We start from the raw sequence: 21984 nt of genomic DNA, 5'->3' as shown, positions 1-21984 counted from the left end.
GGACACGGAGGTACGACATGACCGAGCAGATACTCTTCCGGAACGTGATGAAGATCACCGAGGGCAGCTTGGAACCCTTTCGCGAAGCGGTGAGGCAGGCGATCGAATTCGTCGAGCGAAACGGACCTCAAATCATGGTCCGGACTTTCATCGACGAGCAGGAGATGCGTGCGGTCAGCTTTCAGCTCTACCGGAATTGCGAAGACGTTCTGCGCCATTGGGAAATATCGGACCCCCACATCCGGGCGGTATCGAAACATTGCAGCGTCGAGAAGTTCGAGGTTTACGGCAATCCGAGCGACGAGGTCGCAGCCGGCCTGTCCCAATTCCTCAGCGACGGCCGCGGACAGATCATGAACCCACTTGCGGGCTTCACGCGCTTCTAGACCTGTTGAGATTCAGGATACCCGCCGCCGCTTGTTTGATTTCGTCACATGAGCTCGTCACAGGGGTTCAGCCAGACCAAGTCATTGGACTGTGAGAAATCTGATTTTGATCGCGCTGCCGGTTGCGGGCCCTGGACTGCTACTCCAGGGCCTTGGTGACAAGGCACCCTTCGCCGATTCAAACGGCATCACGTTGCCGAACTTTAAAGATGAGTCTTTGACTCAAGAAATTATTGACCCACCGGCCATAACCAGAATAGATTGCGGCGCACCGCGAATTACACGCCGGAGAGAGGGCCCATGCCACGCAGTTTATTCCATGATTTCAACAAGAGTTCTCCTGTCCAGAGAGTCGTGGCCCGAGGCGCTACCGCGCTCGTCACCATCATCACGATGGCGTCGGGCGCACATGCTCAGGATCAGAACAACCCGACCGTACTGGATCGGCTGACAATCTCGGGAGATCAGGGAACGGACGAGAAGAAGGACAGCGAGACCGTAACGGCCAAGAGCAGCGCCGGTGCGACCAAGATCAAGACGCCACTCATCGAAACGCCGCGTTCGATTTCAGTGATCACACGCAAGGAACTGGACGAACGCGGTGCACAGGACATCATCGAGGCGGGCCGCTATTCGGCCGGTGTGACGACCGGCGCCTACGGCTTCGATCCGCGCTTTGACCAGATCTATATCCGCGGCTACGACACCACGACCATCGGCGACTACAAGGATGGGCTTCGGCAGCCCTATATGAATTACGGCACATTCCGCACCGAGCCTTACACGCTGGAGCGCGTCGAGGTGATCAAAGGACCGATGTCGGTCCTCTACGGCGCCGGCTCCCCGGCGGGCATCATCAATAAGATTTCGAAGATGCCGACCGAAGAGCCGATCCGTGAAGTGGGGGCGCTCTACGGTACCGAGGACAGGGCGCAGGCGATGTTCGATTTCGGCGGCCCTGTCAGCGAAGGCAACGACCAGTTCTTCTATCGCCTCGTCGGCCTGGCGCGTAACGGCGAGACCAATTTCGACATGGGGGACGACCGGTATCTCATTCAGCCGGCGCTGACCTGGAAGCCGGCCGATACCACATCCTTCACGATTTACGGGTTGGCCCAGGCCGACGAGACTGATGCCAGTCCCGTCGGAATCACAGACCTCTCCGGTAAAGTTCACAAGTTGCGTGGCAGCGACCCGGATTACGACTACCAAAAGGTCCGGCAGCAGCAGATCGGCTATTTGTTCGAACACGAGTTCGACGGCGGCATCACCTTCCGGCAGAACCTCCGCTATTCGCATCTGGATCTGCGGTCGCGTTATCTCGGTGTCGCCGGCTGGACCGGCACGGTAGCCCACCGGAGCGCGACCGCCGTTCGCGACGAGATGAACGTCTTCCAGGTCGACAACCAGCTCGAAGCCAAGTTCGATACGGGACCGGCCGAACACACCATGCTCTTCGGCCTGGATTATACGAACATCAACTCGGCCTTCGCCTATGGGTTCGATTTCGCCGCGAACCCGGCATACGATTTCGACATCGCAAATCCGACCTATGGCGTTTCGGGGCCGACGCCCGCCTATAACTGGTGGGACGACACGGCCGACTTGCGCCAACTCGGCGTCTATGCGCTCGACCAGATCGAACTGGATCGGTGGCGCTTCACCGTCGGCGCGCGCCAGACGTGGGCCGAGCAGGACAGGGCCAGACGGCTCGTGCTATTCGGTACAGACACTTACGAGCGGAAGAAGGACGACGCCTTCTCGGTTCAGGCTGGAGCGCTTTACCTCTTTGATAACGGAATAGCGCCGTTCGCCAGCTATGCCACCTCTTTCCAACCGGTCACCAGCCGCTCGGAAAGCGGCTCGATCCTCGATCCGATGAAAGGCGAGCAGGTCGAGCTGGGTGTCAAGTACCAGCCGCCCGGCACGGACATCCTGCTCTCGGCAGTGGCCTATCGGATCGTCGAGTCGAATAAGCCGGTTCTCGTGGATCCGCAGGTGTTAACCTACCGCTCTCTGGGTGAGGTGACGAGCCGAGGTCTGGAGCTGGAAGCGAGGGCGGCCGTCACCGACCAACTCGACCTCGTTGCCGCTTACAACTACAACCATGCCGAAATCACCGGAGGGACAGCCGATGTCGGCAACACGCCGGCAGTCACTCCGGAGCATGTGGCGAGCCTTTGGGCCAACTACACCTTCGCCGAGGACACCGCTGCAGCCGGCCTGTCGCTCGGTGCCGGCCTGCGGTATGTCGGCGAGACCTACAAGGACACGGCCAATACCGGGAAGAATAAGGACAACGTCTATTTCGATGCCTCGGCAAGCTATGATTTCGGCGCGATGGACAAGAAATTCGACGGGCTAACCGCTCAGGTCAGCCTCCGCAACATCGGCAATGAGAAGCCGCTCATCTGCAACCAAGGCTATTGCTATCTGAGCCAGGGACGCAACGTCACGGCTTCACTCAAATATCGCTGGTAGGAAATTTCGACGGCCACGTACCGGACATGGTACGTGGCCGAAGCCCAATGATTGTTTGCGTTCTGATTCGGACCGAACCAAGGACATGCTCATGTCCGGGCTGATCAGATGGATCAATCGGATGCGCATGCGGCGCCGCCGGTCTCAAGTTTCGACTTTGAAGGAGGGAAGGCGGGTAGCCCGCCTCCCGTGGATTCTACTCTTTTGCGGGTGAGATGCCCCAGGGCAGAGCAGTCAGCACCACTTCAAAGCAGACCAATCAGAGTGGCTTGACCAGGAACAGGCAGGGGTGTTCTTCGTGCCAGAGTGTGGGGAAAATCTCCGCCGGTATGAAGCCGTTGCGCAGGTAAAATGCACGCGTCGCCTCGAATTGCGGCTCGTCGCGCCCGCGCGGCGCCAAGGTCTTGACTGTCAGAAGCCGGCAATCGTGACTGCGCGCGAACCGTTCGGCCGCCCCCAACAGCACCTTCCCGACGCCCCTGCTGTGATATTGCAGACGCGACGCGATGACCAGGATTTCGGTCGCAGCCGGCGGGTGCTCCTTAAGCACGACGAAGCCGGCCACCTTTCCTTCGTCCATGCAGGCGAACATCGGCAAGGCCTCAGCGGCCTCAGCACAGGCTTCAATCACGGCCGGCTCAGTAAACCAGTCCGACAATTCCGTCATAATTTCGCGGCAAATCGTTGCTTTGCCGTGGCTGACGTCCAGGTGTTCGGCGACCGTGCGGCCGGAGGCGGGTGCGTCGGGCTCCCGCGTCACTGGTACTTCTCCTCGTTCCGCTTCGCTGCGGCTCTCGCGCATGCGGGCAGCTGATGATCTTCGGCGCCAACCGCATCGAGGCAGCTCGTATGCGCCTCTCGCAGGAGGCCACAGACGAGAGCGGGAGAGACGCCTGCCTCCCGTGCGATCACCTTCTGCGGAACCTCGTCGAAGTAATGTCGCTCATAGAACATTCTGGTTCTTGGGGACATCGCGCCGATGGCCTTTTGAATGGCCGAATAGGCTTGGCACTGCCGCATGCATTCTTCAGGGTTCCCGTAACCCGAAGAGCAACCCACGGCTTTATCTTCCACGAAAATCCCTTGCTCTCGTTTCGTCCGTCGGACATGGTCCATCGCCTGGTTTTTTACCATGCGTAACAGGTAGTGCGCCGGCGCGATCACATCCGATTTGAGCGGCGAGGAAACCAGCTGCAACAGCACATCCTGAACGACGTCTTCCGCCGCCACCGTGTTCTTCGTGATGCGCCGTGCTATCGCCAGAAGCTTGGGCCGAAGGACCAGAGCTGCCTCGAGGGCCTCGTCCGGGAAGGTTTCTGAAACATTGAACATGTTCTGACCCGATGTAAACCTAAGATTGTCCACCCACCGTCCCATTCCCGCGTGCAAACTAGAAAACATGAGTATCAGAGTCAACAAAAAACAGATGCGCAACTATGTTATTTGCGACTCTCCGGCTGCAGGCTTTCGTAGTCATGCCAGGAGAGTCCAGCTAGCTTGCTTCCTGTCGCAACCGCCCACAGAAAATCGCGTTCGTTGCCCGGACAAGCACCGGATCGAAGGAAAATCGCCCCGGACGGGAGACAAACCGTCTCCCCTTCCGAAGTGGGCGGCGCCACCCTTACCTCGCTCGGGCAGGTGAGAAGTCCGGTGCCGAGACATTTCAGCACCGCCTCCTTCTTGACCCAGTAACCGAGGAGCGACCGCGACCGCTCCGCAGCCGGCAGCGTCTCGAACCAGTCCCTCTCCTCCGCCGAAAGCACGAGCGCAGCGAGATGCGGATCGCCTTCGAGCCTTGCACGCCCGAGCTCTTCGATATCCGCCCCGACCGGGCCTGCCCGGCTGATCGCGAGCATGACCGAGTCCTCGCTATGCGAAAGGCTGAATTCGGTGCCGGGGTGTTCGGGCAGCCAGGGCTTACCGTTCCCGGCAAGGCCGATCACGAGACGATCCGCCGACTCGCGGACGGCACGGGCAAGAATCCAGCGACAGAAATGCCGGGCGGCGACATATCGGCGCCGATCCTGAGCGCGCCTGAACAGCGCAGCACGGTCCCTTTCGGCCCGACTGAGACCGTCCTCCGGCAGCGTTGCTCCCGGACGGAGATGGAGGCGGTGCACTTCAATCAACTCCGTTGCGGCGCGCAACTCTGTTGCAGCGCGGTCCGATCCAAGTGAATCGGTTCGGCGCTCCAACGTGCTATGTCCGCTGCATAACCCTCGTTCTGCTCCGGTCGGCCTATGCTCCAGTGACACGACTATCATCCAGGCCTACTCGGCGGCTTCCCCGAGATAGGAGGCGTTGGGGAGATCCGCCCTGCCCGAGGCCCAGCGCACGATTGGCTGCGGCTGCCCGACATTGAATTGCTCGCGCCCGAGCAAGGCATTCGCGATGACGGCGCTCCGCCATGCAGCGAGGCTCAATTGCGGCTCCGCGATGCCGTGGCTGTGCCGCCCGGCATTGAGCACGAAGATGCGGTTGTCGGCGGGACCGTCCCAGACGAGAGAAAAATCTTCGGCGAGGACCGGCTCGCCCAGCGAATTGACGGCGATGCGCGGCTTGAGCGAGTCCGCGAAGGAGGGCAGCACGAAACGGTAGCCGGTAGCAAGAATCACCGCATCGACCGCGACCTGTTCCACGGCGCCGTCGAAGCCGTTTTGCATGGTGAGCCGAATGCTCGAACCGTTCCTCTCTGCGGCGATGACGTTGCGGTGAGGCCGGAGCGAGACCTCGCGGCTGTTCGGGCTCGGCGACGACAGCTTCTCCTCGTAAAGTCTCCGGTATAGCTTCCTCAACGTCGTTGCGGAAATCCCGTCGCTCGCCAGCAATTGCCGCCGTGTGTGCGCGATACGCAGGCCTTCGGGCAAACGATGGAAGTCCCGGACATAGGCCGGCGTGAAAATTTCGTTGGTGAAGGGCGTGGCATCGAGCGGTTCGAAGTTTGGCCGCCGGCTGACCCACTCGACCGCCATATCCGGCCTGTCCAGCAAGGCATCGACGATCTCGGCGCCGCTTTGGCCACCGCCGATCACGGCGACTCGTCCCGACCGGAGATCCCGAAGCCGGCGGACGGCGTCGCTGCTGTGGAATGCCATGGTCTCTGGCAGTGCTTCCGCCCAGCCCGGCAGGCCCGGGACCTTGCCGACCCCGATCGAAAGATTGCGGGCCGGAACCGTCTCCTCGCCGACCCTGAGGCTGAAGCCCCTGTCCATGGCACGGACTTCCTCGACGGCAGCCCCGAAGGTCAGCGAAGGCAGGCCGCGCGCGACCCATCCGAGATAATCTGCGAATTCCCGTCGCGGCACAGCCTCATATTCGGCGTTCAGGAACTGATAGAATCGTCTATGCGCCACCAGATAGGAGATAAAGCTCCATGGGCTCGTCGGATTGGTTGCCGTCACCAGGTCCTTCAGAATGGAGGTCTGCATTTCCACGCCGAAAAGCATCATGCCAGGGTGCCATGCGAACTCCATTCTCCGGTCGAAGAACCGGGCTGAAACGGCGGGTGCCGAATCGAGCTGGGCGGCAAGGCTGAGGTTGAAGGGGCCGATTCCGATGCCGGCGAGATCGAGTGCATCAGCAGTCATTTTTTGCTCCAGGAGGATCGGGGTGGGTGAGCGGCTTGCCGCGTTCAGGACGTGCGAAACGCTTCCTCCAGGCGCTTGGCGAAGCGCTGGTGAAAAGGTGTCTTGCCTATGATCGTCAGGTGGTTGGTGCCGGTGACGATCTCCGATGCCGTGGCATTCGGCGAGTGGCGCCGCCAGTCGATGATGTTCAGTGCCCGCGTCAGCGAATCCTCGGCTACGAAGGAATGGATGCGGTAGTCGGACGCCTTCAGCCGGTAGCTTCTGAAGATCATCGCATTGTCGACGAGAACCCAGAATGTATGTTCTTCCGAGCCTATGTCGGGCCCGTCCGTCGGGAGGGCGACGTTGTGCTTAACGACATGATAGAGGAACTGCTCGTAGACCTCGTCGTCCATCGCATCGAAGAGCGTCCGCCATTCCTCTCGCATCGGTGTGCTTTCGAGCCATTGCCTCACGGCCTGCTGCGTGCGCTCGCGCACACCCGCCGCAAAGCGGGGGCGAACGCCAATGGTAAATTCCTCGTCCATGTCGCAGACGTCGACCATGCCGATCATCTTGAGATCGACATCGCTGCCGAGCTGCCGTGCCGCCTCGTAGGCGAGCAGCCCGCCCCACGACCAGCCGAGAAAGGCGCAAGGCCGGCCCTTCGCCTCTCTCCGTACCGCCTCGGCATAACGTGCGGTGATATCCTGAACGGTCGTGCTCAGTGTTTTCATTTCGGTGAGCGAGTAGCAGATGAAGCCGGTTGCAGGTTGCTGCGGGCCAAGATGGTCGACGAGGCGCAGATATTCCCGCGTGCTGACCAGGAGCCCCGGGAAGCAATAGAGAACCGGGCGATCGCCGCTGCGCCGGAGATATACGACATCGACACTGCCCTCGTCGCGGCGCTCCTCGACGGCGGCAGCGAGCTCACGAACCGTCGGATGATTGAACATGTCCGCGATCGTCAGCGGCCATTCGGGATGGCGGGTCTTCAGGCGCGAAACGATCCGGACGGCCGCAAGCGACTGCCCGCCGATTTCGAAGAAGTTCTCGGTTACGCCGATGTCGCCGATCTCGAGAATGTCCTGCCAGACGTCGAGGATCTCGCGCTCCCGCTCGTTGCCCGGCTCGACCGCCTGCCATTCCATGCGCGGCGCCGGCAGGGCGGCACGGTCGAGCTTGCTGTTCGGTCCCATCGGCAGCGCATCGAGAACCATGATTGCCTGCGGCACCATGTAGTCAGGCAGCAGGCGCGCCGCCGCCCGCTTCAGTTCGGGTGCATCGACCCCCGCGTCCGCCTTCGGCACAACATAAGCCACTAGGAAACTTCGGCCCCCATCCTCGTGCAGAGTGACGACGACGTCGGCGATCTCCGCATTCGCCCTCAGAACGGCCTCGATTTCTCCCGGTTCGATGCGATACCCGCGCAGCTTGATCTGGTGGTCGACGCGGCCGGCGAATTCGACGATGCCGTCCTCGCGCCAGCGGCCGAGATCGCCGCTCCTGTAGAGGCGGCCACCCTTGTCGGAAAACGGATCCGGAACGAACCGCTCGGCGGTGAGGTCGGGCCGATCGAGATAGCCGCGAGCCAGACCGCTGCCGCCGATATAGATCTCGCCTATCACGCCCACCGGCACGGGGGCGCCGTCAGCATCGAGCACATAGATGCGCCGGTCGCCGACGCCCCGGCCGATCGGCGCGACCGTCCCCTCGAAGCGGGTTCCGGGCAGGATCTTCCAGATCATCGGCGTCATGATAGTCTCGGTCGGACCGTAGCCGTTGATCAACAGGCGCGCCTGGAGATTGTCGTTGATCATGTCGAAGACGGCCTTCGGCAGCGCTTCACCGCCGAAGGAATAGAGCCTCAGATGCGGCACGGCCGGGTTTTCGCCGGCATATTCGGCGAGGCTGCGGACATAGCTCGTCGGCAGGCTCGCATTGTTCACCCCATGCCGGCGCATGAGCGCGAAGGCCTCCTCCGGCGTTGCCAGCTTGTCTTCCGCGAGCACGACACCGCCGCCCGCCATCAGGGGCACCATCCAGCGCTCGTGGCCGCCATCGGAGGTGAAGGGCAGAACCGGATATTCCCGGGACGCTTCGCTCATTTCGTAGATGCGCAGCGTGGACTTGCAATGATGCGCAAGTGGCCCGTGCTCGATGGCCACGCCTTTCGGCACGCCGGTCGAACCTGACGTGTAGATGACGTAGGCCAGCTGATCCGGTGCTATCGCGACCTCGGGCGGTGTGGCGCTCTCCTGTGAAAGGTCGAGCGCGTCGAGCTCGATGAGCGGCGACCCTATGTCCATCGGGAGCTTGTCGATGAAACGTTTGCTGGTGATGATGAGAGCAAGGCCGGAAGACGTCAGAATGTGCCGGTTGCGCGCCTCCGGATGGTCCGGCTCCACCGGCGTAAAGGCGCCCCCTGCCTTCATTACCGCTAGAATGGCGATGATCGCCTCGATGGACTTGTCGAGCGCGATGGCGACCCGCTTCTCGGCCCTCACACCGAGCCTTACCAGATGGTGCGCGAGCCGGTTGGCCCGGGCTTCCAGATCGCCATGGGTGATCGTGCGCGCGCCCTGGGCGACCGCGAAGGCGGTCGGCCGACGTCTCGCCTGCACGGAAATGACCTTATGGACGGGCGTTCCGTCGTCGGCTTCTGGTTCGTCGGGATAAGGTTCGGAAAGCCGGTCGAGTTCGGCCCTGGACATAAACGGAATGTCCTTGACGAGCCGCTCGGGTGCTTCGGCGCAGTCGAGAAACGCGGTCTGGAAGTCGCGCGCGAAGCGCTGCACGAGCATCGGGGCGTGCCTGGCTGCGTCATAGCCGAATCGAACGTGGAACGATCCGGTGACCGAGGGAGAAACGGTCACGACGAACTCGGCGTCACGGCGCGCCTGCGGCGTTGCGATCACGCGAATACCCCTGCGGCAATAGGGAGGGAGAGCTGCAAAGAAAGCTGGCCTGACGTCCAGAACGGTCCGGGCGAGACTCGTAGTGTCGAAGAGCTCATCCCGGCGCAGCATCGCTTCTGCGAGCATTTCGAACGGCATGAACTGCTCTTCGGCCACGCTCGTCTCGCGGGCGAATGTCTCCTGCACGATCCGAAGCGGCATGTTGCCGTCAACGGCAGCCTGGATGACGAGGAGGTCCTCGCTGCGCGAGACGGTATCGCGTTCCAGGCCACGCCTGACCAGCCCCAGCCGTTGCGTTCCGTAGCCGGAATAGCGACGAAGCGTAATAGCGAGCGCGGTCAGCAGCCGGTTGGGAGCCATATCGGCCGCCCCATCCGCCGGATCGCCGATGGTGAAGGCATCTTCGTGGGCTATCTCGACGGCATGCTCCGTCCAACGCGCCTCGCCGTCCGGCACGGCCGTTTGTGCCTCCTGCGGCAGCATCGCGACGCTTTCCCGAGCCGACAGCCGTTCGTACCAACCATCCAAGAGCTTGGCGGAGAAAACACGCTCGACCGGCGCCGGCGCCGACATCGTGGCCGCTTCCCGGTTCCACTGGTCCGGAGCGTGAATGGCGAGAACGAAATTGCTCGCGACGCGATCGAGCGCAGCGAAGTCGCCAATCAGCGGGTGAAGAGAAAAAAGAGCGGCGACCGCTTGGCCCTGCCGGACGAAGAGAATGAAGCGAGCCGCACTGTCCCTGCCCGGATCGATCGGCCTCAGGCGCTCCTCTTCCGCTGCCGTCGCCACGACATGGTCTACGGCGTCGTCGTTCGCAAGGCTAAGCTCCAGCCTGTCGACTGAAGGAGGGTGGCTGATGCTCTGGTGAACGAGCCCTCCGGGCTGGGCCTGGAAACGCCGCGAAAGTTCAGGATAAAGGGCGAGCAGCGTCTCGAGCGCGTCCCGCGCTACGCAAAGCGATGCCGGATGAAAGCCAATGGCGAGGATCTGTCGGCCGTATACATCCTCATTGCCCGTTTCCGACAGGCGCCAGATTCGCGCCTGACTGCTCGACAGAGGCCATGCGGCGTGGCCACCGCCATGGACTTCAGCCGAGGGTGCAAATTTCTCGTGAATCATCATCGGACGGCGGCTCCGTTACAATGCATTCACAATACAACACCGGCATATCCGCACTTGGCCGCTGCCAACGCGTAGCATAGCTCGAAGTCTATTGTGGCCTCTACATCAAGATATTCTCCGCTAAACATCTGTTTTCGCGGAGAGTTTGCTCCGTTAAGACGATTCCGGAAGGCAACTATTCAAAAAAATTCAGGAAAAATTTTTTATGCTGAACGCCTGAATTTCTTCGTTGACAGTCGTCTAGCCCCAGACGCGCGCTCGAAAGAGCGAGACGCAATGGAGCTTGCAAATGAACCTTGTCGTACCGGCCGTAGACGCCAAACACGCCCTCCACTTGCCTGAGGCAGGTTTTGCCAGTCACGCACTTTCGAGTATCGGCCCGCTGATGGTGCGGAGCGACCGCGGTGGCATCGCCGTCGAGAGCGAAGGACGGCCTGTGGCCCGGGCCTTGCATGCGGAGCGGCTTTCGTTCACCTTCGAAGCGGATGGGCCGGTGCGAGGCTTGGTTGTCGCGGCCGTTCTCGAAGCCCTCTTCGCCTGCAATCCTTCTCTTCCCCATCTCGACGTCGTTCTTCAAGAGGGAGAACTGCTTGACGAACTTCTCGCCCATGGTGCAGTCGAGCGGCAGGCAAGTGCGCTGATTTCGCGCCCTGAACTCCTGTTTCAGATCGCCGCCCCCTTTTTCGGAAAGATGTCGCCGGCCTATCCTGAAATCGCCTCTTTCAAAAGCGGCGTGCACTATCCGCAGCGCCCGCCGAAGCCTTCCGGTATTGTCTATCAGCGGACCATTCCCTGGCTCGCCACTGCGCTTTCGCTCCACGTGGCCGATCCGGAAAGAGACCTCCCCGTCTTTCACAAGTGGATGAACGATCCCCGCGTGTCGGCCATCTGGCAGGATCAGGGTGACCTTGACTATCATCGTAAATTTCTGTCCGAGCGGCTTTCCGATCCCCGGACCCTGCCGCTGATCGGCAGTTTCGGCGGAACGCCCTTCGGCTATTTCGAGCTCTATTGGGCAAAGGAGGACCGTCTCGGGCCCCACTACGATGCGGATACCCATGACCGCGGCTGGCACGTGGCGATCGGAGAGGAAGCCTTCCGGGGAAAGCGTTTCTTGGGTGCCTGGCTGCCGTCGCTGATGCATTACATGTTTCTCGCCGATCCGCGCACACGGCGGATCGTCGGCGAACCGGTGCATGATCATCAGCAGCAGATCCGCAACCTGGATCGCTCCGGATTCGCCAAGATCAAGCATGTGCAGTTTTCGCACAAGCGAGCCCTCCTGGTAATGCTGCTGCGGGAACGCTTCTTTGGCGACCGGCTCCTCTTCCCCGACCTTTCCGGTGCCTCGGAGCCGGCGGTCATAGGCTCGCTTCCACGGGAAGTGACCTGATGCCGCAGGCAATCGACATGAACGATCCGCGGCTCTTGCGGCTCGTCATGAGAATTGCCCTGCCCGCGGTCGCCGGCCTGACCGCAAGTGCGGGCCACCACACGATAAACGGCCTCTTCGTCGGTTCTCTCGGGCCCGAGGCGATAGCGGGCGTCAGCATCGTCATGCCGCTCTTTCTCGCGGTTGCCGCCGTGGGACAGGGACTCGGAGTGGGCCTTGCCACCCTGCTTGCCCGCCATCTCGGCGCCGGACGGAGGTCTGCCGCGTCGTCCGCCGTAAGCACGACTTTCGCCTTGGCGCTGCCGCTGGGCATTACCCTTTCGGTGGTGCTCCATATCGCCTTGCCGCTTTTCCTCGAAAGGATCGGCGCAAGCGCGGAACTACGCGCTGCCAGCCTCTCCTACGGCGGGCTTCTCGCATTCGGCACCACGTTCGGTCTGATGCAGGCGCTTTGCGATTTCGTCGCTATCGCCGAGGGCAACAGCCGTTTCTCGATGACGGTGCTGATCGCCTGTTTCGGGCTCAACATCCTGCTCGACCCGATTTTCATATTCGGGTTCGGGCTGCGCGAAGCCGGCGCGGCCCTGGCGACGATCGTCTCCTCGATCGCAGCACTCATCGCCTATGTCTTCTATTTCCGCCGGCGGTGGGGCCGTGTGCGCCTGGGCTTGCGGCTCATTCGCTGGCCGGAAATGCCGGCAGTCGTCAAGATCGCCCTTCCAGCTGCCGCAACCAACATGGTCGCGAGTCTCGGTCTGCTGATGCTGCTCAGGCAGGCGAGTGTCGAAGGCGGAGATCAGGGTGCGGCGGCCATGGGCATCGCCGTGCGGCTGGCGGCGCTCGGACAACTCCCGATCATCGGGTTCTGCCTCGGCGCGCAAAGCGTCGTCAGCCATGCCTGCGGCGCCAGCAATCACCAGCGGGTGCAGTCCGTGATCCGCGTGATGCTTGCAGCAGCCATGGGCACGGCGACGGTTTACTCGGCACTTCTGCTCATCGCGGCGGAACCGATCGCGCAGCTGTTCACGGCCGACGAGGCCGTCCAGCGTCAGGCCGGCGCGTGCCTCCGTGCCTTCGCGCCCGTCTTCCCCTGCTCGGCCTTTCAGACGGTGGTTCTGGTGCTTCTTCAGTCCCGGGGCAAGGCGAAGCTTTCTGCCTTCGTCGGCCTCGCGCCCCAGGGATACATGCTCATGCCCGCGGTGCTTCTCATGCCTCTCTGGCTGGGTTTCGCAGGCGTGGTGTTAGCCCCGGCGCTCGCCACGGCTCTAGCCGCTCTATTGGGGCTCTTCGTCTTGCGGCGGGAATGGGCGGCACTCTCCCATTTGCCGCAACCTGCCCTTGCGCTGATCCCAACACAACCCGGTTAGTCAGGAACGAACATGAACGAACGACCAAACCCCGATAATGTTCATAGTGAGATACCCATGGAAATCGGCTTCAGGCGGCAGGACCCCTATGCCGCAGCCGTGCCGCCGATCTATCAGTCATCCCTTTTTCTGTTCGACAGCTATGCCGAACTGGAGAATGTCTTTGCCGGCCGCTCGCCGAAGCCGATCTATTCGCGCGGCGACAATCCGACCGTTCGACTTCTCGAGCAGAAAATCGCCGAGATGGAGGGTGCCGAGGAGGCGCGCGCGTTTTCAAGCGGTATGGGTGCCATTGCCGCGACCGTCCTCGCTTTCGTTCACCCCGGCGACCGCATCGTCACCGTCCGGCACGTCTATAGCGACGCCTTCCGCTTCTTCGAAAAGGTGTTGAAGCGCTTCGGGATTCGCGTCGACTATGTCGACGGCAGAGATACGGAACTGATGATCGCGGCCATCCCCGGTGCCCGGCTCGTCTATCTGGAGAGCCCGACCTCCATGGTCTTCGAGTTGCAGGACCTGCCGGCGATCGCAAGGGCCGCGAAAGAGCACGGGGCGCTGACGGTGGTCGACAATTCCTGGGCGACGCCGCTGTTTCAGCGGCCGATCGACGCCGGAATAGACATCGTTATCCATGCGGCTTCCAAATATCTAGGTGGCCAGAGCGACACGGTGGCGGGCCTGGTCACCGGATCGCGCGAGCACATCGCCACCATCAATCGCGAGATCTACCCCTATACCGGCGCCAAGCTTTCGCCTTTTGAGGCGTGGCTCGTGCTGCGCAATATCGAGACCCTGCCGTTGCGCATGCGGCACCATAACGATGCCGGGCTCGAAGTCGCGCGCTGGCTTGCAGCCCAGGAACAGGTAGGGCGCGTCATGCATCCCGTTTTTGCGGAGCATCCGGGCAGAAGCACGCTCACCGGATTTGGCGGGATATTCTCCTTCGAGGTCACCGAAGCGGTCGATGTTGCCGCCTTCGTCGACGCCCTGCGGATCATACGGATAGGCGTTAGCTGGGGCGGGCCCGAAAGCCTAGTCGTGCCCGCCAAGGCCGCCCTTAGCATCTCGCCGGAAACCAACGTCTTTGCCCGGTTCGGGGTCAGCGACAGGACGATCAGGTTGAATGTCGGGCTGCACCGGGCGGGAGAGCTCATAGCCGACCTTGGCAGGGCCCTCGCCGCCGCATCCCGCCCGCTTCATCCAGAAGCCTCGTCGGGAGCGCCGCATAGTAGCGCTCCTCCTGCCCCCATTTCTCTGGAGCAATAGATGCCTGCGCTGACATCATCGGAGCTTGCCTCGCTCGCGGGCCGATATGACACGCCCCTTTGGGTATACGACATGAGGACTATCCGGAACCGGATAGTACAGTTGAGATCATTCGACACCGTGCGCTATGCGCAGAAGGCCAATTCGAATGTGCAACTGCTGAAACGAATGCGGGCCGAGGGAGTTCGCGTCGATGCGGTTTCGCTCGGCGAGATCGAACGCGCCGTCCGGGCCGGCTTTCAGCCGCGTCCTGGGAAGGGTCCGGCGGAACTGGTCTTTACCGCCGACGTGTTCGACGGTGCAGCGCTTGAGCGTGTGGTCTCCGACCGGATCGAAGTGAATGCCGGCTCGATCGATATGCTTCACCAACTCGGCGAACGCTCGCGGGACCACAGGGTATGGCTTCGTATAAATCCCGGATTCGGGCATGGTCATAGCAAGAAGACAAACACCGGCGGAGAAAACAGCAAACACGGCATCTGGTTCGCGCATCTGCCAGAAGCACTCGAGGTTGTGCGCCGTCACGGTTTGAGCTCGTAGGCCTTCACATGCATATCGGGTCAGGCGTCGACTACGCGCACCTCCAGCGCGTTTGCGGGGCGATGGTCCGTTTTGCGCAAACGCCGGGCCTCGACCTTGAGGCTATCTCGGCCGGCGGCGGTCTTTCCGTTCCCTACAGGCCGGAAGAAGGGCCCGTTGACGCAGATCATTATTTTTCAATTTGGAACCTGGCGAGACAGGAGATCGCCCGTCGGGTCGGCCACGAGGTTCGGCTGGAGATCGAGCCGGGACGTTACCTGGTCGCGGAGGCAGGAGTGCTGGTTGCCGAAGTCCGCGCGGTTAAGCAAATGGGCAGCAACAGGTTCACGCTCGTCGACGCCGGCTTCAGCGACCTTGCAAGACCCGCCATCTATGGCAGCTACCATGAAATCTCGGTGATCCCGCGGCAGAGTGGTGAAAGACGGGCCTCGCGGTTCGTTCCGACGGTGGTCGCAGGTCCTCTGTGCGAGTCGGGTGATGTGTTCACTCAGGGAGCGGAGGGCACCGTCGAGTGCCGCAACCTTCCAGAAGCGCGCGTCGGAGACCTCCTCGTGTTCCACGGGGCCGGCGCGTATGGTGCCGCAATGTCTTCGAACTACAACAGCCGCCTCTATGCGGCAGAAGTTCTCGTCGATGACGACGGTCACAAGCTGATACGCAGGCGCCAGACGCTGGAAGACCTGCTTGCTTGCGAGGCTGTCGACGATCGCCCGGTTGCGCAGCTTTTCGGTTAGTTATGGGCAAAGGGGTCCCCCTCACGCCGCGTTGCGGTCGACGCCGAATGCATCCAGCGCCTCGCTCTCGTTCGTCGCCGTGAACAGCGCCCAGATATGGCCGAACGGGTCGATGAGGGCGCCGACCCGGTCGCCGGTCGGCAGCGTTTCGGCGACATTGCGCAGACTGGCGCCGGCGCCCATCGCCCTTTCGAGCACGCGGTCGACATCATCGACGTGCAGCTCGAGGATTGCCGCGGTCGTTCCGAGCGCGTGCGGCGATCGCGGCCCGCCGAGCCTCGGTTCGGCGTCCCGGCGCGGATTGGCGCCGGCCACCCGGAAGACCGAGTCGCCGATGCACAGATCGGCACTCGTCAGAATGCCGCTCCACTCGTGCCGCTGCAGCAGCTCGGCGCCGAAGACATCGCGGTAGAACGCAATCGCCCGCTCCTCGTCACCATGCCTGACGAAGAGCTTTATGCAGATCTGCCGTACCGACGGGCCGCCGGAATAACTAGCCATGGCAATCTCCCTGGACCGCAATGATGTCGGGCGGGGTGGAACCCGCGATCAAATACGCCATCGTTCAAAATGAGACCGAATGCCGCGGAGACCGCGCCCGTGCTCATGCCTCTCTTGTTTGCTGAGAGGAACATCTTATCGGAACATAAGAACAAATCAAGAACAAAAAGCAGCCGTGAGTTGCCGATCTGGACCGAGGGCGGTCGCCTCACGAAGACCCGGTCAACTTGCTGGTCTTCAGCAGAATGTTCGTTTCGGTCACGGTGATACCATCGATCAAACGGATGCGCCGCAAGGTCTCGTCGAAGCTCGCAAGGTCCCGGTCCTCGAGCTCGGCAATGAAGTCCCACCTTCCGTTCGTGCTGTGCAGCGCCCGCACCTGCGGCAGCCCGCGCAATTGCTCGGCGACGCGGTCCGCCATCTTTCCGTGAACCTCGATCATCACCACGGCCCTGACGCCGGAGGCGGGGATTTCCGCGCCGGTGCGGATGGTGAAAGCGGCAATCGTCCCGTTCGCGACGAGGCGGTCGATGCGCGCAGCGACCGTCGCACGCGAGACGCCGGTCATTGCCGAAAGCGTGGAGACGGGCATGCGGGAGTTTTGCCGGAGAGCGCTGATGAGCGCCTGATCGAGATCATCCATCTTGTCACTTCGTCAAAAAAGACTTTACACTTTGCGCATCTTATCTTCCCAATCGACAGTTTTCCATCTTTTTGCCGCCACGCTTTTTGACGATAATCCGCCGGACTTCACGGGAACCGAACTTCCCGGCAACAGGGCGAAGGGACGAGGCGGACATGAAAACCATCACATTGATCGGCGCACCCATCGAGGAAGGCTCGGGCCGCCGCGGCGCAGCCATGGGGCCGACGGCGCTCAGGATCGCCGGCATAGATACGGTCCTCGCCGAACTCGGCCATACGGTCAATGACGAGGGGGATCTGAGGCCGCTGCCCGCACGCGATCTCGCCAACCATCCCGGCGCCAACAATCTGCAGTCCGTTGCAGCTTTCGCGCGCGCGCTCGACGAAGCCGTGCACGATACCGCGCGCAAGGGACATTTCCCCATCATTCTCGGCGGCGACCACGCGCTGTCGATGGGCAGCGTCTCGGGCATGGCGCGTCACGCCCAGGACGTCGGCCGGCCCCTCTTCGTCCTCTGGCTCGACGCGCATGCCGACTTCAACTCGCCTGCGACCTCGCCCTCCGGAAACATGCACGGCATGCCGGTCGCCTTCTTCTGCGGCGAAGCGGAGTTCGCCCCGATCCTCCCGAAGGACCGGCCGCTGGTCGACCCGAAGAAGGTCTATCAGGTCGGAATCCGCTCGGTCGACGCGCGTGAGCGCGAGGAAATCGCCGAGCACGGCGTCAATGTCTTCGATATGCGGGCCATCGACGAGATGGGAATGGCCCACATCATCCGCCAGATCGTCGACGAGGTTCGCGCCGCCAACGGCCTGCTGCATGTGAGCCTCGACGTCGATTTCATGGATCCGGAACTTGCCCCCGGCGTGGGCACGACGGTGCCGGGCGGCGCGACCTTCCGCGAGGCTCACCTCATCATGGAAGTTCTGTGCGACAGCGGCCTCGTTTCTTCCCTCGATGTGGTCGAGCTCAACCCGTTCCTCGACGACCGGGGCAAGAGCGCGCGCATTCTGGTCGAACTGACGGCAAGCCTCTTCGGCCGCCGTATCCTTGATCGTCCGACCCGCGCGGCCTGAAGCCACGTCCCCACCTCGCTCTCCTGCGAGGGGCGAACGTTCAGCAAAGGTTTAACGAATCCGCGCCTAGTATAGGCATACGGAGCGCAAGGCGGATTTTTCCGTGCATGAAGCGGCTTGCGCCTCGCCGGATGTCATCGGCGGACCACCACGACCGGAAAGCTGGAAGGACCTTCGATGACAAGCACGCAGAGAGCAGCCGGATTTGACGGCGAGACGCTCGAAATCATAGCATTTCGCCTCCACGACCAGGAATTTTGCGTCAAGACCACGACGATCCGCGAGATACGCGGCTGGGCGCCCTCGACGCCCATCCCGCATGCTCCGCCGGAAGTGATCGGCGTGATGAACCTGCGCGGCACGGTGATCCCGATCATCGACCTCGCCCACAAGCTCGGCATGAAATCGACCGTCACCAACGAACGCAGCGCGATCGTGGTCGCAGAGGTCCACAACATGGTCATCGGTCTCGTCGTCGACCGCGTTTCCGACATTCTGACCGTTCAGGGCAGTCAGGTACAGCCTGTGCCGGAAGTCACCGCGTCCTTCGACAAGAGCTTTGCGGAAGGCATCATCGCCAATGAATCGGGCATGATCTGCTTCCTCAATCTCGCCCGCATGTTCAAGGAGCGGGAAACGGAAGAGCTGGCGGCCTGAGCCTGGGCATCAAGCATATCCAGAGCGATTCACTGTTTCCTGCAGTGAGTCGCTCCAATGACGTAGGAATACATCTCTTTACGAGTAGATAAGAAGCAATTTCTATTTTAACGAGAAATTAAGTTCGCTTTACTAATTTAGATTGAACAGCGGCATGACGCCCTCAGTGATTTCGAAATCTCCCCAGCAACCGGCGGCCGCCCTTTCCTGAAGGACGGCGCAGCAGATCACAAACGTCCGCTCCGCGGCCGTTTCTTCGCGAAAATTTCAGAGGGGATCATGTTTTCTTTCACCAGGAGCCGTGACGCACGGCAGATCATCGACGCCGTGTCCAAATCGCAGGCAATCATTCAATTCGATCTCGCCGGCAATGTCCTCGATGCCAACGAGAATTTCTGCAAGGCGCTCGGCTACAGTCTGCAGGAAATCGTCGGACAGCACCATCGCATCTTCTGCGCGCCGGAATTCGTGGCGACTGAGGAGTATCGTGAGTTCTGGGCGCGCCTCGGCCGCGGCGAACTCGACAGCAACAGCTACCGACGCCTCGCCAAGGGCGGACGGGAGATCTGGATCCAGGCGAGCTACAACCCGGTCTTCCGAAACGGCAAGCCCTGCAAGGTCGTCAAGTTCGCAACCGACATCACCGCAGCCAAGATGAAGGCCACGGAAGATGCCGGCAAGCTCGATGCCATTTCCCGCTCGCAGGCGATGATCGAGTTCTCGCCTGCCGGCGAGGTGATGACAGCCAACGAGAACTTCTGCAACACGCTCGGCTATCAGCTCTCCGAAATCCAGGGCCGGCACCACAGCATGTTCTGCGAGCCCGGTTATACCGGCACGGCCGAATATGCCGATTTCTGGAGGCGGCTGGCCCAGGGTGAATTCATCGCCAACGAATTCGTCCGCTACGGCAAGGGCGGCAAGGAAGTCTGGATCCAGGCGGCCTACAACCCCATTCGCGATCCGAACGGCCGGGTTTACAAGGTGGTCAAATTCGCGACAGACGTTACCGAACGCATGGCCGCGATCAATTCGCTCGGAGCCGGCCTGCGTGCGCTTGCGGAGGGCGATCTGGCACAATCGATCGACACGCCCTTCGTTCCCAGCATGGAAATGGTGCGCAAGGACTTCAACGAAGCGCTTGTCCGCCTCTGTCGGGCCATGCAGACGGTCGGCGAAAATGCCAGCGCGATCGCCGGCGGCGCACGCGAGATCCGGTCTGCCGCCGACGACCTGTCGAAACGCACCGAACAGCAGGCGGCCTCCGTCGAAGAAACGGCCGCAGCGCTGGACGAGATTACCACGACCGTCGCGGATTCCAGCCGCCGCGCCGAGGAAGCGGGCAATCTGGTCGCAAAGACGAAGGATGGCGCCGAGCGCTCCGGACTTGTCGTCAAAAGCGCGATCGGCGCCATGGGCCAGATCGAGCAATCCTCGCGGGAAATCAGCAACATCATCGGCGTGATCGACGACATCGCCTTCCAGACGAACCTGCTGGCCCTCAATGCCGGTGTCGAGGCGGCGCGTGCCGGAGAAGCCGGCAAGGGCTTTGCCGTCGTGGCTCAGGAGGTCCGCGAACTGGCGCAGCGATCGGCCAGCGCGGCAAAGGACATCAAGACCCTTATCACCGCTTCAGGCGAGCATGTGAGGAACGGCGTATCGCTGGTCGGCCAGACCGGTACCGCCCTGGAAACCATCCTGGCGCAGGTGCAGGAGATAAATCACAACGTCTCGGCGATCGTGGAAGCGGCCCGCGAACAGTCGACGGGGCTCAAGGAAATCAACCAGGCGGTTAATGCGATGGATCAGACGACTCAGCAGAACGCCGCCATGGTGGAGGAAAGCACGGCCGCGAGCCATCGGATGTCGCAGGAGGCGGACGCGTTGCACGCCCTGCTGCGTCAGTTCCGCATCGGACGGGACGCTTCGCCCGCAAGCGACAACAGGATGGAAGCGCCTCATTCGCCCACGCGGCTCCACGCAACGGCAAAGGCGCTGCGCAGCGGCACGAGATCCAATCTCGCGCTCGCTCCCGCCGCGGACGACTGGGAGAATTTCTGACCGCACGCCCGCCCGCGCTCATTTTTCGAGCCTAACGGCTCCCCCGTCGGGAAGAGCATAAGCTCTCCCTCACACACTTGCCTGTCAGAGGATGGATTCCTGTGACAGGCACAAGAATGAGGATCGAAGGGCAAGCCTTTCCTGTCAGTGCTCTAGGACCTGTGGACGGCGGATCTTCTCAGCCGCCTCGAGAACCAGCGGGTTCAACCCTTCACCGCCATGCGCGATATGCTCGAAGAGCTTGCGGCGCATGCGCGGCTCCCAATATTTGTTGATATGCGTGGCCACGCCCTCGGCTGCCCCCGCCGCCGGCTGGGTCAGGAAGAAAGTGGCAATTTGGTTTGCCATATAGACGAGCTTGGCGTTGGGGTCAGACATGAACGATTGCTCCGGATTCAGAATAGCGGCACGCGGGCGGATAAGGACGCAGGCTCCTCGTCGTTTCGGATGATGCGCTCCGCATGCGTGAAGATTTCAAACTCGTCACCGCGGACAAGTGCGATGAGGGTCATGCCCGCCCCTTCCGCCGTGCGGATGGCGAGCGCCGTCGGTGCGGAAATGGCGATGATCACCGGGCTTCCGACGATCGCGGTTTTCTGCACCATCTCGACCGACACCCGCGACGTGACGACAACCGCGCCCTGAGCGCCCCTGAAGCCGGCGCGCGCGGCCGCTCCGGTGAGCTTGTCCAGCGCATTGTGACGCCCGACATCCTCGCGAACGGCGATCAGCCCGCGTCCCGGCACGTAGAAGCCCGCACCGTGCACGGCGCGTGTCTCGAAATGCAGCGGCTGCTGTCCATTGAGAAGCGCGACGGCGTCCACCACGTCCTGCTCGGAAAGGCGAAGCAGGGAGCCGGAGACGCCCGGCGTCGGGCGAACGGCCTCATCGATCGACTCTATGCCGCAGAGACCGCAGCCGACCGGCCCGGCCATGTGGCGACGCCTGAGCCGCAGAGCATCGTTCTGTTCGTCCTCGAGCCTGATCTGCAGGTCGATGCCCTTTTCCTCGACGACGATGTCTATGTCGTCGATCTGTTCGGGACCGGTGATGATCCCTTCGGTCAGGCTGAAGCCGATGGCGAAATCCTCGAGATCGGCAGGTGTCGCCATCATCACCGCATGCGTCGAACCGCCATAGGTGAAGGCGACCGGCGTTTCCTCGGGCACCACGCGAGACTGCGCGACGAGGATGCCGCCGCGCCGCGCTGCCTCCGGGACCGTCGCCGTCGTTCCGGATGGAGAGGACGAAACTCGCTTGCCCGCCATTC

At 62.1% G+C, this 21984-nt stretch carries 18 protein-coding genes and 1 pseudogene; 10 read left to right on the top strand and 9 right to left on the bottom strand.

Annotation, left to right across the window (positions count from 1 at the left end; all coding sequences use genetic code 11):
- The first annotated feature begins 17 nt into the window (after positions 1-17).
- Together M1D43_RS15025 and M1D43_RS15020 are read left to right on the top strand one after the other, a co-directional pair.
- The gene (locus M1D43_RS15025; RefSeq protein WP_003528566.1) at positions 18-386 is read left to right on the top strand and encodes a hypothetical protein; all 369 of its coding nucleotides are present in this window, start codon (positions 18-20) and stop codon (positions 384-386) included.
- Positions 387-686: 300 nt separating this feature from the next.
- Positions 687-2867: a TonB-dependent siderophore receptor gene (locus M1D43_RS15020; RefSeq protein WP_153313079.1), complete on the top strand. Its 2181-nt coding sequence runs from the start codon at positions 687-689 to the stop codon at positions 2865-2867.
- 259 nt (positions 2868-3126) lie between these two features.
- Here the strand turns inward: M1D43_RS15020 and M1D43_RS15015 are convergent, their stop codons facing one another.
- The 5 genes from M1D43_RS15015 to M1D43_RS14995 form a co-directional block, all read right to left on the bottom strand.
- A complete protein-coding gene (locus tag M1D43_RS15015) occupies positions 3127-3534 on the bottom strand; it encodes a GNAT family N-acetyltransferase (RefSeq protein ID WP_340086637.1) in 408 nt (135 codons plus the stop codon).
- Between the two features lie 89 nt (positions 3535-3623).
- Positions 3624-4097 carry a sigma-70 family RNA polymerase sigma factor gene (locus tag M1D43_RS15010; RefSeq protein ID WP_234705359.1) on the bottom strand — a complete coding sequence of 158 codons (474 nt, stop codon included), beginning with the start codon at positions 4095-4097 and terminating at the stop codon, positions 3624-3626.
- A 209-nt stretch (positions 4098-4306) separates the two neighbouring features.
- Positions 4307-4987 carry a 4'-phosphopantetheinyl transferase superfamily protein gene (locus M1D43_RS15005; RefSeq protein WP_192923387.1) on the bottom strand — a complete coding sequence of 227 codons (681 nt, stop codon included), beginning with the start codon at positions 4985-4987 and terminating at the stop codon, positions 4307-4309.
- Positions 4988-5137: 150 nt separating this feature from the next.
- Positions 5138-6454 carry a lysine N(6)-hydroxylase/L-ornithine N(5)-oxygenase family protein gene (locus M1D43_RS15000; RefSeq protein WP_107608480.1) on the bottom strand — a complete coding sequence of 439 codons (1317 nt, stop codon included), beginning with the start codon at positions 6452-6454 and terminating at the stop codon, positions 5138-5140.
- Positions 6455-6498: 44 nt separating this feature from the next.
- Positions 6499-10473: a non-ribosomal peptide synthetase gene (locus M1D43_RS14995; protein ID WP_153320815.1), complete on the bottom strand. Its 3975-nt coding sequence runs from the start codon at positions 10471-10473 to the stop codon at positions 6499-6501.
- Between the two features lie 289 nt (positions 10474-10762).
- On the opposite strand from M1D43_RS14995, the gene M1D43_RS14990 reads away from it, so the two are divergent.
- From M1D43_RS14990 to M1D43_RS14970, 5 genes and pseudogenes are all read left to right on the top strand, one after another.
- Positions 10763-11866 carry a GNAT family N-acetyltransferase gene (locus tag M1D43_RS14990; RefSeq protein WP_153313083.1) on the top strand — a complete coding sequence of 368 codons (1104 nt, stop codon included), beginning with the start codon at positions 10763-10765 and terminating at the stop codon, positions 11864-11866.
- The gene (locus M1D43_RS14985; protein ID WP_234833871.1) at positions 11866-13233 is read left to right on the top strand and encodes an MATE family efflux transporter; all 1368 of its coding nucleotides are present in this window, start codon (positions 11866-11868) and stop codon (positions 13231-13233) included. The genes M1D43_RS14990 and M1D43_RS14985 overlap by 1 nt, the downstream gene beginning before the upstream one ends.
- A gap of 12 nt (positions 13234-13245) precedes the next feature.
- The gene (locus M1D43_RS14980) at positions 13246-14499 is read left to right on the top strand and encodes a PLP-dependent transferase (protein WP_498814006.1); all 1254 of its coding nucleotides are present in this window, start codon (positions 13246-13248) and stop codon (positions 14497-14499) included.
- Positions 14500-15245, top strand: a pseudogene (locus tag M1D43_RS14975) (type III PLP-dependent enzyme domain-containing protein); the annotation flags it as partial. It lies immediately after the preceding gene.
- 102 nt (positions 15246-15347) lie between these two features.
- Complete coding sequence (locus M1D43_RS14970) at positions 15348-15773, top strand: diaminopimelate decarboxylase family protein (RefSeq protein WP_234889445.1); 426 nt, start codon at positions 15348-15350, stop codon at positions 15771-15773.
- A gap of 21 nt (positions 15774-15794) precedes the next feature.
- Here the strand turns inward: M1D43_RS14970 and M1D43_RS14965 are convergent, their stop codons facing one another.
- On the bottom strand, positions 15795-16274 hold the full coding sequence (locus M1D43_RS14965; protein WP_003528564.1) for a VOC family protein: 480 nt from the start codon (positions 16272-16274) through the stop codon (positions 15795-15797).
- Between the two features lie 208 nt (positions 16275-16482).
- Complete coding sequence (locus tag M1D43_RS14960) at positions 16483-16917, bottom strand: Lrp/AsnC family transcriptional regulator (protein WP_003528562.1); 435 nt, start codon at positions 16915-16917, stop codon at positions 16483-16485.
- 155 nt (positions 16918-17072) lie between these two features.
- Between M1D43_RS14960 and rocF the strand changes: the two genes are divergently transcribed.
- From rocF to M1D43_RS14945, 3 genes are all read left to right on the top strand, one after another.
- Positions 17073-17996, top strand: coding sequence for an arginase (rocF, locus tag M1D43_RS14955; protein WP_003528561.1), 924 nt, complete (start codon positions 17073-17075; stop codon positions 17994-17996).
- Between the two features lie 177 nt (positions 17997-18173).
- Positions 18174-18653 carry a chemotaxis protein CheW gene (locus M1D43_RS14950; RefSeq protein WP_003528560.1) on the top strand — a complete coding sequence of 160 codons (480 nt, stop codon included), beginning with the start codon at positions 18174-18176 and terminating at the stop codon, positions 18651-18653.
- Between the two features lie 279 nt (positions 18654-18932).
- Entirely contained in the window at positions 18933-20714 is a 1782-nt protein-coding gene (locus tag M1D43_RS14945; RefSeq protein ID WP_153313084.1) for a methyl-accepting chemotaxis protein, read from the top strand.
- 144 nt (positions 20715-20858) lie between these two features.
- On the opposite strand, the gene M1D43_RS14940 is transcribed toward M1D43_RS14945, so the two are convergent.
- Positions 20859-21092, bottom strand: coding sequence for a formate dehydrogenase subunit delta (locus M1D43_RS14940; RefSeq protein ID WP_010970348.1), 234 nt, complete (start codon positions 21090-21092; stop codon positions 20859-20861).
- Positions 21093-21109: 17 nt separating this feature from the next.
- On the bottom strand, positions 21110-21982 hold the full coding sequence (gene fdhD / locus M1D43_RS14935) for a formate dehydrogenase accessory sulfurtransferase FdhD (RefSeq protein ID WP_153313085.1): 873 nt from the start codon (positions 21980-21982) through the stop codon (positions 21110-21112).
- Positions 21983-21984: the final 2 nt, after the last annotated feature.

This window comes from Ensifer sp. R1-3 (assembly GCF_056739175.1).
Note: the sequence above shows the minus strand (reverse complement) of the source record. Positions and strands in the feature narration are given on the sequence as shown.